The 15,667-nt window shown below is 62.7% G+C and carries 16 protein-coding genes; 5 read left to right on the top strand and 11 right to left on the bottom strand.

Annotated features, from left to right (window positions below):
- Window positions 1-27 precede the first annotated feature (27 nt).
- Window positions 28-702, top strand: a complete 675-nt coding sequence (locus L0B83_RS02140) for a TetR family transcriptional regulator (RefSeq protein WP_234756508.1) — start codon at window positions 28-30, stop codon at window positions 700-702.
- Here L0B83_RS02140 and L0B83_RS02135 read toward each other — a convergent pair.
- Window positions 699-1,988, bottom strand: a complete 1,290-nt coding sequence (locus tag L0B83_RS02135) for a flavin-containing monooxygenase (RefSeq protein WP_234756506.1) — start codon at window positions 1,986-1,988, stop codon at window positions 699-701. The genes L0B83_RS02140 and L0B83_RS02135 overlap by 4 nt on opposite strands.
- 193 nt (window positions 1,989-2,181) lie before the next feature.
- Here L0B83_RS02135 and L0B83_RS02130 point away from each other — a divergent pair, with 193 nt between their 5' ends.
- From L0B83_RS02130 to L0B83_RS02120, 3 genes are all read left to right on the top strand, one after another.
- Window positions 2,182-3,360 (top strand): hypothetical protein, encoded by a 1,179-nt coding sequence (locus tag L0B83_RS02130; protein WP_234756504.1) that lies wholly within the window; start codon window positions 2,182-2,184, stop codon window positions 3,358-3,360.
- A 40-nt stretch (window positions 3,361-3,400) separates the two neighbouring features.
- The gene (locus tag L0B83_RS02125) at window positions 3,401-3,760 is read left to right on the top strand and encodes a VOC family protein (RefSeq protein WP_234756503.1); all 360 of its coding nucleotides are present in this window, start codon (window positions 3,401-3,403) and stop codon (window positions 3,758-3,760) included.
- A gap of 241 nt (window positions 3,761-4,001) precedes the next feature.
- On the top strand, window positions 4,002-4,205 hold the full coding sequence (locus tag L0B83_RS02120; RefSeq protein ID WP_234756502.1) for a cold-shock protein: 204 nt from the start codon (window positions 4,002-4,004) through the stop codon (window positions 4,203-4,205).
- Window positions 4,206-4,824: 619 nt separating this feature from the next.
- Here the strand turns inward: L0B83_RS02120 and L0B83_RS19840 are convergent.
- A complete protein-coding gene (locus L0B83_RS19840) occupies window positions 4,825-5,163 on the bottom strand; it encodes an excalibur calcium-binding domain-containing protein (protein ID WP_308193939.1) in 339 nt (112 codons plus the stop codon).
- Between the two features lie 58 nt (window positions 5,164-5,221).
- Window positions 5,222-5,365 (bottom strand): hypothetical protein, encoded by a 144-nt coding sequence (locus L0B83_RS19835; protein WP_308193938.1) that lies wholly within the window; start codon window positions 5,363-5,365, stop codon window positions 5,222-5,224.
- A 977-nt stretch (window positions 5,366-6,342) separates the two neighbouring features.
- On the opposite strand from L0B83_RS19835, the gene L0B83_RS02110 reads away from it, so the two are divergent.
- Window positions 6,343-8,685 (top strand): helix-turn-helix transcriptional regulator, encoded by a 2,343-nt coding sequence (locus L0B83_RS02110; RefSeq protein WP_234756501.1) that lies wholly within the window; start codon window positions 6,343-6,345, stop codon window positions 8,683-8,685.
- Window positions 8,686-8,705: 20 nt separating this feature from the next.
- On the opposite strand, the gene L0B83_RS02105 is transcribed toward L0B83_RS02110, so the two are convergent.
- From L0B83_RS02105 to L0B83_RS02070, 8 genes are all read right to left on the bottom strand, one after another.
- Complete coding sequence (locus L0B83_RS02105; RefSeq protein WP_234756500.1) at window positions 8,706-9,350, bottom strand: ABC transporter ATP-binding protein; 645 nt, start codon at window positions 9,348-9,350, stop codon at window positions 8,706-8,708.
- The gene (locus L0B83_RS02100) at window positions 9,302-10,831 is read right to left on the bottom strand and encodes a hypothetical protein (protein WP_234756499.1); all 1,530 of its coding nucleotides are present in this window, start codon (window positions 10,829-10,831) and stop codon (window positions 9,302-9,304) included. The genes L0B83_RS02105 and L0B83_RS02100 overlap by 49 nt, the downstream gene beginning before the upstream one ends.
- A 6-nt stretch (window positions 10,832-10,837) precedes the next feature.
- Window positions 10,838-11,245: a hypothetical protein gene (locus L0B83_RS02095; RefSeq protein WP_234756498.1), complete on the bottom strand. Its 408-nt coding sequence runs from the start codon at window positions 11,243-11,245 to the stop codon at window positions 10,838-10,840.
- A 36-nt stretch (window positions 11,246-11,281) separates the two neighbouring features.
- Window positions 11,282-11,890: a hypothetical protein gene (locus tag L0B83_RS02090; protein ID WP_234756497.1), complete on the bottom strand. Its 609-nt coding sequence runs from the start codon at window positions 11,888-11,890 to the stop codon at window positions 11,282-11,284.
- A gap of 10 nt (window positions 11,891-11,900) precedes the next feature.
- On the bottom strand, window positions 11,901-12,461 hold the full coding sequence (locus L0B83_RS02085) for a hypothetical protein (RefSeq protein ID WP_234756496.1): 561 nt from the start codon (window positions 12,459-12,461) through the stop codon (window positions 11,901-11,903).
- Between the two features lie 4 nt (window positions 12,462-12,465).
- The gene (locus L0B83_RS02080) at window positions 12,466-12,732 is read right to left on the bottom strand and encodes an uberolysin/carnocyclin family circular bacteriocin (RefSeq protein ID WP_234756494.1); all 267 of its coding nucleotides are present in this window, start codon (window positions 12,730-12,732) and stop codon (window positions 12,466-12,468) included.
- A gap of 232 nt (window positions 12,733-12,964) precedes the next feature.
- Window positions 12,965-14,329: a UDP-glucose dehydrogenase family protein gene (locus L0B83_RS02075; protein ID WP_234756491.1), complete on the bottom strand. Its 1,365-nt coding sequence runs from the start codon at window positions 14,327-14,329 to the stop codon at window positions 12,965-12,967.
- A complete protein-coding gene (locus L0B83_RS02070) occupies window positions 14,326-15,522 on the bottom strand; it encodes a glycosyltransferase family 4 protein (protein WP_234756489.1) in 1,197 nt (398 codons plus the stop codon). Before L0B83_RS02070 ends, L0B83_RS02075 begins: the two co-directional genes overlap by 4 nt.
- Window positions 15,523-15,667: the final 145 nt, after the last annotated feature.

Below are 15,667 nucleotides of genomic sequence, written 5' to 3'. Positions count from 1 at the left end.
TTGTCAGTCTATGACAGATAACGCTTCATGCCAATTGTCATTCTTGGTATTGTTGGTTCCATGACGATGGCTGCGAGCGAGGGCCTGCGCGAACGCAAGAAACGCAAGACCCAGAAGGCGCTGCAAGCGGCTGCCATCCGGCTGATGAGCGCGAACGGATTCGCAGCCACCACCATCGAAGAAATCGCAGATGCCGCGGAAGTATCGCCCCGAACGTTCTTTCGATACTTTCCCACCAAGGAAGCGGTTCTCCTGACTGATCTGCAGGACGAGACCGTCGCGGCCTACCTGGCCCAGGCATCCGATGACCTAAGCATCATCGACACCTACGAAGCCGCGCTCACCGCCGTGTTCGAAGACCTCACACCCGAAGAGTGGGCCGTGGAACAGGCCCGGGCCCAACTGGTGGCCAGCACGCCGGAACTGCGCACGACGGTTGGCCTGATGTCAGCACTGCGCCCCCTGGATGACGCGAGGGACTTCATCGCCCGCCGCCTCAAGGCGCCGCCCGGGGACCCGCGCCCGCGCGTCTACGCCGCAATGCTCGTTGCTGCAGCCGGAGCGGCAGTCGCGCCTCTTTTCAACCTCGCCGCCGAAGACGCACCGTTGGATCGCGCCACCTTCCTCGACGCCCTCACGGTGGGGCTCGAGCTTCTCAAAAAAGGATTCCCCACCGGGGTCGACGTGCCGTCCACCCGCTAGGCGGCCCGTGGTTCACCCACGCGCCCCGCGACATACTCCGCATCCACGCCCACCCCGCCGACGACCGAGGAGTAATGCCCCGTCAGCCACGGCAAACCAACAACAAAAAGCCCCGGTTGCTCGGTGACGCCCCGGACGTGACGCGGGTAGCTCCACGCATCCAGAACCGGGATGTCCACGAAGCCAAGGTCCAGTCGATACCCCGTGGCCCACAGGACCGAGGTGATGTTCTCGGCCGCCAGGTTCAGCACTGCAGGCGACGGCGCGGGCAACCAGTCGTCCACCGGTCGCGGCAGTGCAGCGGGTGCCTCGATTCCGGCGGCGGCGATGTAGGCGTCGAGGACCCGGCCCATGCGCTGGGCGAATCCGGCCTCGACTGTTGCCAGGCGTTCGGGGAGGTCGTCCGTGAAGGTGAGTTCGCCGTCGTCGGCTGCTTCCAGGTGGCCGTGCAGCCGAACGCCCTGACGGCCGAGATCGCGGAGGTGGACATCGTGGCCGCCGCCTGTGCCTGACAGCAGGGGGTTGCAGGCGAAGCGCGCCGCCGGGGAGGGCAGCTGCCCGACCGTCAGTGCGGTGATCCCGTACTTGGGCCCGTGGATGCCGGCCTGCAGGAGCCAGTAGAGGATGTCGTGCCCGCGGTACCGGCGGGGCGCCTCCGGACACGTCGACACCGCCAGATGCACCTCACGTCCGACGGCGAGAAGTTCCTCCGCGATCTGGCCACCCGACTGCCCCGTCCCGACAATCAGCACGGCGCCGTCCGGCAACTGCTCCGGATTGCGATAGCCGTGCGTGTGAAGTTGCACAACACTGTCCGGAAGTTTGGCCGCCAATGCCGGGACTTTCGGTACTTGGTAAGCGCCTGTCGCCAGCACCACTTTGTGTGCCCGCCAACCGCCGTCGGAGGTTTCAACGGTGAAGCCGCCATCCGACGTCGAGATCCGTGTGACATTCGTGCCCGTCAGGACCGGCGCCTCAATCCGCCGGGCATACTCGCGGAAGTAGTCCACCACGTCGTCGCGCGCCATGAATGCCTCCGGCTCCGGGCCCGAATACGGCATCCCGGGCAAGTCGAGCGAGAAATTCGGCGTGTTCAGCACGAACCCGTCCCAGCGATCCTGCCACGCCCCACCCAGCGCGGGCCGTCGTTCCAGAACCACGTGCTCGACGCCGGCCCTGCTGAGAAAGTAGCTCGTGGCCAGTCCCGCTTGGCCCCCGCCGATGATGAGGGTGTCGATCTCCTGGGGCTGTTTCTGTTGTGCTGTTGTTGGCGGGTCGGTCTCCATGGGCGGTCCTTCCGGTCCCTTGGCAGAACTTTACGCCGAGGAATTCGGGTGCGGGAGGTGGACAGCACTGTGGGCACGGCAGTGCAAGTTTTTGCCTAAGAATTGCCGAGAATTCGCCCATCGACCGCCAAAGGGGAGCGGCTTATGGGAGCATCGGGCTCGGGGCCTTTCCCGATGAATGTTGGGGGTAGTGATGTTCGTTCCGAATTCCGGGGATCATTTCCGCGAGGATGATCTACCAGTCCAGATCCGCGCCTTGCGGATGCCGCGCTGGGCTGGTGCGGCCCTCGGTGCGGGTCTCGTGCTCATCGCTGCGATAGCAGTAGCCGGCTCGATCCTTGTCAACGACCGCGACAGCACAATCATCCCGTCTTCGGCTGAGGGGCTCATCATTGCGGGTTCAATAGTCTCGGCTATCGCGGGTGCCGTCCTACTTTGGTATGCCGGGGAGTGGGTTACGCTTACGCGCTTCGAGGCAACGGTGACGAGGGCATTCGTTGTCCGGGCCAGGATCGACCGCACCCATCTTGAAGACTTTTACCCCTACCTTCACCGGTACACCAGCCGCGGGGGAGTTCAGTACCGCATGGTGCCGACCTTCACCACGAGGGACCCTTACGACCGGCTCCGGGACCTGCCGCTGCCATTCCTGTCCTACTGGAACCCGGAAGGAGGCGCGCAAGCTCCACTGCCACCGCGCGCCGCATACATTGAGGCCTGGGCCCGCGCGGGCTACAGCCCATACTCAAGAGCCGCAGCCACAGGCGTCGTACCGCACACGCTCTCGGTGCATCGGGAGGCCGTGCGCGCCGGCTTGCGACGCCGTTCGCTCATGTGGGCGATCCTCCTTCCGGTCGTCACTATCGGGCTCGGTGTAAGCCTCGGCCTGGGACTCGGGCCTTTCTCCAAAGCCGTCAGCCATAGCCGCAGCAGCTCCGCCAACCGCAGCTTCGACGCCGAAACGAACCGCGCCGGCATCCGTGACCTCAACGACGCTCTCACTCCCGCCGTCACCACCTTCCAGTGGCGTGCGATGGTGTATCCAGCGACCGGCACGAGGAATTTCACCTTCTACCCGACCCTGCGGCCGCTGCCGTCAGCGCCGTACACGGTCCGATACTTCATCCGTGACCCCGCGCAGCACGGCGCGGATCTCAGCGTTCCGGAGCAGAGGTACGGCCGGATTGTCTCGCAGGGGACAATATCCGCTGTGAACCCCACGATCGAGTTCACGCTTGACCACGGCGACAGCATCTTCACGTTCGAGGTCTATGTCTCTGACGACCACGGGCACACCACGTTCAACTCGGACCTCTATAGGAACCTCGGCACGTTTCCGACGACGATCCCCGCGCCTAATCCGACGCCCTGAGCTGGTGCGATCCTCCGGCAACGGTCCTAGAGTGGGGGCCATGGCTATCGCACGCTTTCCCGTCGTCGTCCTCGATTGTCCCGACCCCAAGACCTTGGCCGAGTTCTACAGCGCCCTGCTTGAGTGGAAAATCGAACGGAACGACGATGACTGGTGGTCCATCCGCGCCGATTACGGAGATTCCCTCTCGTTCCAGAAAGTCGACTCCTACAGGGCGCCCCAATGGCCCGGCCAGGACGTCCCGCAGCAGATGCACCTCGACGTCGTTGTGGACGACCTCGACACCGCGGAGGCGGCTGTGCTTGAGCTCGGCGCCACCAAGCATGAGAACCAGCCGGGTACGACATTCCGGGTTTTCCTTGATCCCGCGGGTCATCCATTCTGCCTCTGCCTGGACTGATCATGCGCACCGGTCCGTGTCGCGTGCAGGCCGTCCGGCAGAGTGTGACGAATTTTGCTAAAGACTAGCCATATCGGCAAACCCCTGTATGCTGGTTCCTGTTGTTGTGTTTGGCATTTGGTAGTTCAGGCAGTTCCCGCGGTCCATCAACCGCGACCTTCTGAAGTAACGGTGGAGAACACCCCACACCGGAGGCCCGACAGTCGGGACAACCTCCACCTTCAGTAAGGAAACTGGAAAAATGGCTACAGGTATCGTCAAGTGGTTCAACTCCGAAAAGGGCTTCGGCTTCATCTCCCCGGAAGATGGCAGCCAGGACGTTTTCGCTCACTACTCCGCAATTAACGCCGGCGGCTACCGCTCCCTCGAAGAGAACCAGAAGGTTTCCTTCGACGTCGAGCAGGGCCCCAAGGGTCCGCAGGCAGTAAACATCCAGGCTCTCTAAGCTTCGGATTTCAAAAGCAGGGCCGGTCAATTTTGACCGGCCCTGCTTTTTTGTGTTTGTACGCTTTCGACGCGCAAATTACCTAGCGACGCGCTAAATTCCTGACGCTACCGGAATTCGCGTAGCGCCAGGAATTTACGGAGTCGCTGCGCCCTGCCCGGCCAGGGCGCCTTCGTCAGGGGATGTCTGGATGCCGCAGGCCGAGCGGCTGTCTTTCGACGCGCAAATTTCCTGGCGACGCGCGAAATTCCTGACGCTACCGGAATTCGCGTAGCGCCAGGAATTTACGGAGTCGCTGCGCCCTGCCCGGCCAGGGCGCCTTCGTCAGGGGATGTCTGGATGCCGCAGGCCGAGCGGCTGTCTTTCGACGCGCAAATTTCCTGGCGACGCGCGAAATTCCTGACGCTACCGGAATTCGCGTAGCGCCAGGAATTTACGGAGTCGCTGCGCCCTGCCCGGCCAGGGCGCCTTCGTCAGGGGATGTCTGGATGCCGCAGGCCGAGCGGCTGTCTTTCGACGCGCAAATTTCCTGGCGACGCGCGAAATTCCTGACGCTACCGGAATTCGCGTAGCGTCAGGAATTTTCCGTGTCGCTCAACCCTGCTTTGGCGATTTGCACCTATTCGCAGGCTATGCCGTCCCCATCCCTGTCCAGCTCGGGCCGGTAGCCGGGTTGCCCGCGATAGATCGGTGCGGCGCCGGCGGCGCGGGCTGCGGTGCAGTTCTTGTAATAAACGGACGAAGGCGCCTGTTGCTGGACCTGCCTGGCCTGGGCTTGGTCTTGTTGGGCCTTCGCTGCGGTCGCATCGGCGTCTGCCTTGGCCTGGGCCGCGGCGTGAGCTGCCGCGGCATCTGCGGCCGCCTTGTCGGCTGCAGCCTTATCTGCTGCCGCCTTCGCAGCCGCTGCGGCCGCTGCCGCACGTGCATCCGTCACTCTCTTGGACTCGGAGCTTTCCATCCAGAGCAAGGCTCCTGCGTCCGATTTTGTACAGATATACACCTTCGGTGGATAGCTCTCAGTTGCGTTCTCCGTCACGCAGGACGTGGATCTCGGTGCGGTAGCCGTTGGTGTGGGAGTGGGTGTCCGAGTTGGCGACGCCGACGCCGAGGTCGATTGGGTTGCACCCGCTTGGGATGTCCCTGGGCTGGCACCGCCGCACGCGGAAAGTGAGAGTGCAGCGGCTCCGAATGTGACGATGGCTACGATCTTGAAGATTGCTTTGCGAGATTTCAGGAAGTCATGCGACGCATGCTTTATCTCCCCGGTGTTTCCGAGCGCGCGAGTATTCATTTATTGCCCCCATGATTCAGTTTTTAACGCGAATGTCAGCAGATCCTAGCATCTCAAATGCGAGAATAGAAAACGTTGTCCACATAGGCTAGAAGGCCTCTTGACGCAAGTCTCGATGGCGCGGCTTGGCTCCAAGATTCGAATCTATGTTCGATCAAGCAAAATAAGATTCGAATAAATATCCACATACGTGAGGTTGGATCTAGGGGTGGCCGCGAAACCCCCGTAGCGTCGTAAGCAAGAGACCGCCACTAGGAGGGCCATGGAGAAACCACCGCGAAACCTCATCTCCGTGGACGCCGGCGGAACACTGAGTTTTGATCGGCGCACACGGAGATGCGGAACAAAACCCCACGTCAGCACACGGAGACGCCTCCCCGCGCACACTGAGTTTCGCCAAAACACCACTGAGATGGCGGTTTCGGACTTTACGGTTTCCCTTGGAACGAGGTTCGTTTGCGCACCCGGGGGATTCAGCAGGAGAGCTTGGGAGCCGGCCTGGCCAGCGCCCTGCTTTGGGCCGGAGACAGTTCGATCGTCTGGACCTCGCTCCACCTAAGGCCCGGGGAGTGCTGGATCAGCGCGTCAGAGAAAGTTGGATCGCGAGTGTTCGATCAGGAAGTTCGGCGAACGCTGGACTACGTTGCTCGCGGAATGATGGTTCGAGTTGTCGGCGCGCCCGGAAGCGGGCGGACGAGCGTAGTGAAAAAAGCTATCGCCGACCTGGAAAATACGGGCGCTACCGTTTATTTCGTTTCGGGACTCCGTTCGCACCGCGAAATACCGTTTGGTGGAATACATAGCCTGAGCCTGGATATTCGAATAGGCCAATTGGGAGTTTTGGGTGTGGCTGACACTCTGGCAAGCAGGCTCTCCAGGCCTGGGCAGCGCGTGCTTGTAGTTGATGACCTTGAGTTCGTCGACGCTGAGAGTGTCGCGGTACTGGACGCTGTCCGGCGTCGGACCGGACGGCCCATGATCGTCACCATGGGCGAGACTTCCATCTACTCGATGGCACAGCCGCCTGCGCTCGGCTCCGGGCCGGAAGCCAGGGTTCTGTTGAATCCGCTGCGCTACAAGCAAGTGAACGAGCTCCTCACAGAAATTCTGGGCGCTCCGGCGGACACCGACACCACTGCCCGGATCCTGACACAATCGGCCGGGAACCCGCGGCTTGTGGTCCGCATCGCGGAAACTGCTTCCCTCAGTGGCTTGATTGTCCTCCGCCACGGTCAATGGCGCATGACAGGGGAGACCCTGTGGAACGAGCACCTCCACGGCACGGCGGAATCTCTCCTCGAAGGACTCGGACCCGACGAACTCACGGGCCTTCAGGCCATGGCGATCGCCGGGACTACACCCCTTGACGTACTTCAACAGGTTGTCCATTCCGACATTCTCGACAGGCTCGAACAGCGCGGTCTCATCTCCGTCGTGGAGGATCTCCACAACACCGTCTCGGCCTCGATCACGCCACCAGTCCTGGCCGACTACTTCCGTGGCCAAAGAGTGCTCACAAGCAGGCGTGTCCTGAAAAGCCGAATCACACGCGCCCTCAGCGGCTTGCCGCAAGAGTCCCATGTTGAACTCAACTCGCCTGATTCGCTGATGAGGGTCCTGGCGGCGCTGCGCCTTGAACGAAACTCGGATGACGCAGCCACGGCACGCCACTTTCATGAGCAAATCTCCGTTGTGGAGCGCCAGCGGTACGAACGGTGGAACGCCGTCAGCTCGGTATCAAATGCTGCGGCACTTCTAAAGATCTACTGGGGTTCGCCCATCGACGCGTCGCGGATTGAGCGTGTCCTTGCACGGACCTTGACCTCGGAAGGAGCATCGTGCGATCTCCTGTTCCTGGCATTTACGAAAGCGCTTTGGTCGATCCATAAGGGCAAAGGACTGGCCTCGGCAGTCGGCGCCCTCAGGAGCTTTGGGGAGGAACGTCCCAAATGGTCTGCCGAGGCCGAAGCGGTAGAACTTTTCCTCGTGGCGTCCTACGACCGGATGCCGGAGAATCTCGAGCAGATCTTCGCGCGCCTGCATGATCGTCACCCCGAAAGCGGCGTCATATCGAGCATCCGGGGCGTTCTGGAGCTCTACCGGTTCAACCCGTCCGCCGCGCTCAAAGCCATCGACACTTCGGGCGGTCCCAGAGGCATTCCGGGAATCGAACCGTTCATACGAGGAATGGCTTTGTTCACCTCCGGACGGATCGATGAAGCGATTGTCTTCGCTCTTGACCAACGCGCAGACGCCCGCCGCAAGCTGGACCAATTCGGGATGGTTGCCAACACCTATGTGGCGGCCCAGGCCCTGATCTACCGGGGCTATTTCGACGACGCCGAGTACCTCATGGGCAGCGTCTTTGCGCTGGGGAGGCCAGGTTTCCTGGTGGCCTCCCTCCACGACGCCATGCTGAGGCTCGCCGGGCTCAGGACGGCAACGTCCGCGATCTTGCCCGCAGCGACCCTTGCCACCCAGGCGCGGCGCGAAACCGAAGACATCGGCCCGCTCCCGGGAACAGCGAAAGGAGTGTACGAGCTCGTCGCCTCGCGGCCCCTCATCCCCGCTGTGTTTGAGGGGAAGGCCGCGAAACTCGTTGAGCGGCAGCTTGAACGCGGCTATATCCTCGAGGCGATCTATTCCGCGCTCTTTTTCACGTGCCTTCTCCCGGGCCGGAAAGTGCTTGAACTCCTTCGGCAGACGTTGAAAGAACACGCCCCGTCCGCTTCACATGATCAGCTTTTGGCAATTGCCGCCGCGGTGGTGGAGGACGACCACCAGATGCTCAGTGTGCTGCTTGAGCATTACGAGCCCGACGCCGATTTCTACCAGGTACGAATGTTGCTCCGCGGCGCCTTCAAACGGCACGCATTCGTGGACAACACCGTCGGTGCGGCCGCTATGGACCGCGCGTACTCCCTGTTCGCGACGCGGTTTCCTTCGGCGGATGAACCCGTCGCGTTTAGTTCCGGAAGCTACTCACCCCTGACTGTCCGGGAAATCGAAATAGCAGCCCTGGCCGGTCATCGCTCCAACCCCGAGATCGCCGAACATTTGGGAATCAGTATCAGGACCGTGGAAAGCCACATCTCCAACGCGCTGCGCAAGACAGGAAGCCCATCCCGGACCGCCCTCTTTGACCTTGTCCGGGATACGTCGCCATTCCGCGAGAAGCGGATGGAGTGAACCGTCGGATCGTCTCCGTCCTACGGGAGGGCTCCTTCCTGCTTGAAGACAAACGAATGCCTGATGGTTAGTTCCTCCGGAAGTGTGTGTGAGATAAGAACCACCACTTTATGCTGTGCCCAGTCGCCGAGCTCATCGATCAGGGCCTCCACTCCACGAACGTCCATGCCATTGAAGGGCTCATCGATAGCGACCACAGGGGTATCGGCCACGGTGCACATGAGCAGCCAGAGCTTTCGGATGTTGCCCGTCGACAGCATCGAGACGGGCTGTTCCACCCAATCCCGCAGTCCATACTTGGCCAGCCGGGCGAGCCCGGCCTCCGGACCGACCTGACGGCTGCGCGCCGCGAAGGCCAGATGATCGTGAACCGTCATGGAGGGGTAGAGTGCCGGTGTCGTCCGGCAGACGCTCCGTACGTGGCGCGCGTCGGGGGAGCCCGCGTCGATACCGCAAAGACGAACACTTCCAGCCCAGGGGTGGAGGAAGCCGCTGATGAGCTCCAAGAGGGTCGATTTCCCGCTGCCATTGCTGCCAGCCACCCGGTAAAGCCCCGGCTGGCCCATGCTGAGGCTAATTCCGTCCAGGACGGGCGAGCCTTGCCGGTAGCCGGCGGTTACAGCATCGATTTCGATCGAAGCCTCAAAAGGCGTTGGTTCAGGCATGAGGCGGCTCCCAGGATCAAGAGGATGGAATAACCCAACAGCAGCACAGTGCTGAACTGGGGGCTGACAACAAGGACGAGCGAGCAAGGAGAAATCAGGAGAAGCGTAAGTAGGCCGTCCATCACATCATTGGACTTGGTGCCGTCAGTGGTGGCTGGCGGACGCGAGAGCGATTCCGCGACGACTCCGGACGCTGCGACGATCGCACCAGCGAGGACAGCGCCGGGAACCGCAATGCCCAGAGCGAGAAGGGTCCCCAGGAAAACGAATCCACCGATGGCTGCCCCCGCCGTGACATATATTCCGACGAGCCGCACAACGATTCCAGCGGCCGAGCAACCGTTCTCCCACGCAAAGCGGTAGTGGTGGAGCTTCGCCGTGGGCCCGATCCGATAAAGCATCGGTTCCGTGACGCCCAGGCTTAGGAGCACGGCAGCACCAATCAGAGTCTTGTCCAGTTCCCCGGGGCCGAGAGCCGACTGCAAGGGAAGGATTCCCCGGGCTCCGAGGAGGATGCCGACGACGGCGATCCAAGCGAGGACGATGGTGGCTATCACCGAGCCCTGCTTGCTGCTCAACAGATCAGTGACTACGAATCGTCCGAACGTCGCCGCCCGTGGTCGGCTGCCGGCCCGCTCGCGGCCGAAGGAAATCCTGAAGTAACTCAGGCGGCGCCAAGCGCGGATGCTCAGGAAAATCAGCACCCCTGACCCGATAGCTACCAGCGAATACAAGACCGGGAGGAAGCGCGCGGGGTCCTCCGCGAGGCTGCCGAGCCGGGAGAACTGAGGCAGGAGAAAGCCCGTAACTGCCCCAAGCAGCAGTCCAAGGATGAGGGCAAAGAGAACGTACCGCCAATGGAGGCCGATCCTTTGCGCAGGTGTTGAAGCGAAATGGAGGACGCAGTAGGCGCACGCACAGGAGGCGAGAACCAGGACGGAGGCTGAAGCGGCCACCACGCCGGCGTAGCCCGATGATTCCTCGAAGAACACCACGAGGAAGACCGCTGCCGAATACCAAAGGATGCCTGTGCGGCGGAGCGCCGGGATCAGACCGTATCTCACCACAACCTGCGAAAGAGGTAGCTCCATCGCCCGGAAGAGCTCCAGGTGCGGTGAGCCGGAGACGGCCAGCCGCCGGCTCGAGACTACCTCAGTGAGGACCGCGACGACGGCGGAGTAGAGGATCGCGAGGAATCCCCAGTTGAGCACGGCGGCCGTGTCGTGACGGAGCGGGCCGTCGCGCAGGACGGACATCATGGTTGCGAATACCGCTGTTCCGAGTAGGACCAAGGCTATTGACCCGAAGACCGCGAGTGCCCTGAAACCGTCCAGCGTGAGCGGCAGACGCATTGCGTTGACCACTTCGAAGGCCCGGAAATCCCGCAGGACTCGGTAATCGGACCGCCGGAGCCCCGAGCTAGCGACCCCGGCGCTCGAAGCCCGGACTGCGAATCCGGCGGGCGGCGTTGCGGTCCTCATCAGTGCCTAGAACTTGCTCCGCGGACTCTTCTTCTGGACTGCGTCCAGGAAGGCCACAACGGTGAGTACGGCGAGTCCGAGCGCACAGACGGCGGCGAGGGCCGACGTCGCGCCCTGGATCGGGACAACCAGTACCGGGCTGAGGGCCGCCGCGTTGGCGAAACCGGCGACGGCGAAAACGGCCGCTTTGAGCGGCAGCCATTTCCCGGCCGGCCCAAAGGCCGCAATCAGCGGGGCCGCGACCCCGAAGACGAGGAGTACGGTGACCATCGTGTTCTTCACGGCCATGGGATCCAGGTTCTTGAGGCCTTCCGGGGCCGGGGAGGCCCACATCGCGCCGGCTGAAACGCAGGAGAATACAGCGACCATGAGGCCCACGATTCGTAGAAGAAGGCTGAAGAGCTGAGGAGTCATTGAGACTTTCTGTCCGTGGGTGGTGGTTGGGGGAGGTCAGCCGATGGCGACTATTGTTGACAGACCAACGGCCGAAAGCACAACGAGGATCTTCCGGCCTGTGGAAAACTCACGCCAATGCCGGTAGAAGATCGCCAGGGCCAGAACGGCCATCGAGGGGAAATAGGCCCAATATCCGGGGACTTCCCGCGGCTGGATGACACCGAAGACCACGCTGAAGAGATTCACCGGGATGGTGGCCATTATGGCGATCACAAAGAACGCCCCGATATTGAAGCGGCCGGCTACTACCGACTTTCCCGGGATGACCCGTTTGTCCAAGAGCGCGGCCAGCGAGAAGTACAAAGCGATGATCACGGCATAGACAAGGAAGAACAAAACAGTGCCTACGGTCATGGAGAGACCGAGCAGACGGTCGTCCCCGATTTCCGAGCGCACGTCCTCCGGAACGTTCGCGCTGAGATACTTTCTGGTCAGGGGAAGCCGCAGTGCCACCAAAGCCATGAGTAGGACGTAGGCTGAGATCCACAAGCTGCGGGACGTGGAGACCCATTCCCTGGTTGCTGAGGGCTCGGGGCGCAACTTTCCGACCTTGGCGACGCTGATGACGGTCTCGGACTCCCGGCCGTCTTCCGTGCTGGTCATGAATTCCTCCTCAGGTCCTTAGCTGGATCACGATGGCCTCGATAACGGCGCCGAGGACAATCAGGACGATGGCGATGAGCAAAGTGCCGAGGGAACGGGCCATGTCGTCGATGAACGACCTCAGGGTTACGGACTCTTTCTTCATGACCAGCCTGCGGGCCAGGCCCGCCACCGGCTGGAATCCCGCGGTCGCCGCCATCACGAGGCCGAGGAACTCGAACGGGACGTACCAAATCACGTCTGCAACCAAGCCGGCACTGCCGACGGAATGCACTCCGAGGGACACGGTCGCCCCGACGTACAGCGCCAGGATTCCGGCACCGAGCAGCGTAGTCAGCCCGAGGGTCGCTACCCCCGAATAGAGCACCAAGGCCGCGCCGATGTTTCGCCCAAGGATCTGGGGGAAGTCTTTGCCGTAGAGGGGACTCCCGCCCATCTCGCGGGCATCGCGGATCCAGGACACGTCCACAGCCGAGTAACCGAAGATGGCTATGGCTGCCATGGCGAGGCCCGTGCTTGGGAGCAGCCATCCAGGGATGCCCCCAAGCACGCGTGCTGTCGTAGCAAGCATCGATTTAGGCGACTGCTTGTGCCCGGCCGATGCGGAAGAGGATGCTTCGAGCCGTTGCGATCAAAGCGCCAGTAATTCCTGCCCCGAAGATCGTGCCGATGACAACGAGGGCCCAGCCTCCGACCTCGATTGCGTGCATGATCTGGGACGCCGCCGCGGCAGAGATGCCCAGGGATCCCGCGATCCATGAAACAGCCAAGCTCGCGCCGAAGATGCCGGTCACGGCCAGCGCCGCCGCTGCCGCAGCCTGAAGGCCGGTCCTCTTAGTCATTGTTGATTCCACTACAACCCCATTTCCCGAGTAGAACGGCCAACGGATTCGATTCGCTGGCCTTGAAAAGCGGTGACCCTCCCCGAAGGAAGGTCATCCACGATTCAGATTCTCTCGGTGAAATTGGCGTCTACGTGTAAAAAACGGAAAAATCCGTGTGCAAAAGGCCGTTTCTCAGTGTGAAAAAGCCGAATCTCCGTGTGCGCGGTGGCCCGTCTACGTGTGTTTCGGGCTAAAACACTGAGATCCGTTTGCGGCCACTTTGCTGCTCAGCATGGTTGCCGGTCCCGAGCCCGCGAACCGTCCAGCCCTCCGCCTGCCATGCCCGCGCATCCAGGACGTTCCGCGCGTCCAGAACCATCCGGCGTCGTACGAGCGAGCCGACGGCGGCGGGGGAGAGGGCGCGGTATTCGTCCCATTCGGTGAGCAGAAGCACCAACTCGGCGCCTTCGAGCGCGCGGGTGGTGGACGCTTCGAAGCGGAGCTGGGGATAGCGCATCCAGGCATTGTTGATGGCCTTGGGATCCGTCACGGTAACGTGGGCGCCGGCAGCGGCCAATTGGAGGGCGACGTCGAGTGACGGGGAGTCACGGATATCGTCGGTGTCCGGTTTGAACGCGGCACCGAGGACGGTGACGGTGCGGCCGGACAGGAAGCCTTTGCACATTTCCCGCGCAACATCCACGGCCCGGGCGCGCTGGGCCAGGTTGATGGAGTCGACCACGCCCATCCACTCATCGAGGGAGGGCACGGACAACGCTTGTGCCTGCGTCCGGAACGAACGGATGTCCTTCGGCAAGCATCCACCGCCGAAACCCAAACCTGCGTGGAGGTACCGGCTGCCGATGCGAGGATCCAGGCCCATAGCCTCGCTGAGCTCGGTTACGTCGGCCCCTGAGGCGTCGCAAAGCTCGGCGATGGCGTTGATGAAGCTGAGCTTCGTGGCGAGGTACGCATTGGCGGCGGACTTGATGAGCTCGGCGGTGGCGAAGTTGCAGACCAGCCGCGGGATCCCGGCGGAAATCAGCGGTTCGTAGACTGCGTCAAGCGCAGCCGTGACGGGGGCGCCCGTTGCTGAGCCCTTGCCGCCCGGCACGCCGTACACCAAACGGTCCGGGACCAATGAATCCTTCACTGCCGTGCCTTGGCGCAGGAATTCGGGGTTCCAGCCGAGCAGCACATCCGGCCGCCGGGCAAGGACTCCGCGGAGCATGTCCACTGTTCCCACGGGAACGGTTGACTTGCCGACGATTGCGGCGCCCCTTGCCAAGTGCGGAAGCAGGCTCTTGGTAGCTGCGATCACATAGGAGAGGTCCGCCGTCTCCGAAGTCTTCGACTGCGGAGTGCCCACGCAGATGAAATGCACCTGGGCGCCGGCCGCGTCGGCGAAATCGGTGGAAAACGTGAGCCGCTTGGTATCCAAGCCGTCGCGGAGGAGTTCGTCCAGGCCGGGCTCGTGGAAGGGAGAGAGGCCCTTGTCCAGTTGGGCGACCTTCTGGACGTCGACGTCGATACCCACCACGGTGTGGCCCATCGACGCGAGGGTAGCGGCATGCACGGCGCCAAGGTAGCCGCAGCCTACAACCGAGATTTTCATGCTGGCAGTCCTTTGCTGGAAGTCAGGGAAATGGTGGTGGCAGGCTTTGCCTGCTGAAGCACAGCGGGTTCCACGAGCGCTTCGCCCGCGATCACTGCCTCGTAGTGCTCAACGAGCTGGGCACTCAGCACCGGCCAGGTCCGCCCTTGGACCGAAGCGAGTGCCGCCGTTCCGAAGGCCCGGCGCTTGGCGTCGTCGCCCACCAGGTCCTGCACGTAGGCCCGCAATTGCGCGAGGTCGCCGGGTTCGTAAAGCCAGCCGGTGCGGGAGTTCTCCACAAGGTCGAGGGGACCGCCGCGGCCGGTGGCCACGACGGGGACGCCCGAGGCCATTGCCTCCTGAATGGTCTGGCAAAACGTTTCGAATTCCCCGGGATGGACGAAGAGGTCGAAGCCCGCCACAACCTGGGCCAACTCCTCGCCGCCCAGAAAACCGGTGAAGAGGGCGTTCGGCAGGGCTGCTTCGAGGGTGGCGCGTTGCGGACCGTCGCCCACAATCACGAGCCTGGTTCCGGGCAGGTCCGCGAGCACGGCAAGGTCCTCCACCTGCTTCTCCACCGCGAGCCTGCCGACATAGCCGATGATGCGCTCGCCGTTGGGCGCGACGGCGGTGCGCCACGCCGTCGAGCGCTTGGTGGGGGAGAACCGCGCGGTATCCACACCGCGGCGCCACATGCCCACCCTGAGGATCCCGCGGCCGCGCAGCTGGTTGAGCGCGAACGTGGACGGGACCAGTGTCCGGTCTGCACGAAGATGGATGTTGTCCACCCGGCTCCACGCCCAGTTCTCCAGCATCGGCAAGCCGTAGCGGCCGGCGTAGCTGGGGACTTCGGTTTGGTAGATGGCAACGGTCGGGATGCCCAGTTGGTGCGCGGCTTGCACGGCCCGCCAGCCCAGGACGAAAGGCGATGCGAGGTGGACGACGTCCGGTGCGTAGTCGGCAAGGATTCTCTTGACCCGGCTCACGCCACCCAGGGCCACCCGCACATTCGTGTATCCGGCCAGGGGCACGGAGGGGAGGCGGTGGATAAATGCGCCGTTCACGACGTCCGAGACAGCAGTGTCCGACGTCGACGGCGCAATCACCATCACTTCGTCGCCGCGCTCCTGCAGATGCTCGAGCACCCGCAGTATGGAGTGCGTAACCCCGTTCATGAGCGGCAGGAATGATTCGGCAACGATAGCGATCCTCACCCCTCCACGGTGTGCGCGGCGGTTGGCGAAGCGGGGGAATGGGCGTGACCGCAAGGGGAAGGTTTGGTTAACAAATCGACGTTGCTTGACCGGGTGTCCGATCTGGTGCGAGGGCAAATGTGCCGCTTCAGTTAACGACGAAGCT

The sequence above is a fragment of the Arthrobacter alkaliphilus genome (assembly GCF_021483235.1).
GTDB lineage: Bacteria > Actinomycetota > Actinomycetes > Actinomycetales > Micrococcaceae > Arthrobacter > Arthrobacter alkaliphilus.
Note: the sequence above shows the minus strand (reverse complement) of the source record. Positions and strands in the feature narration are given on the sequence as shown.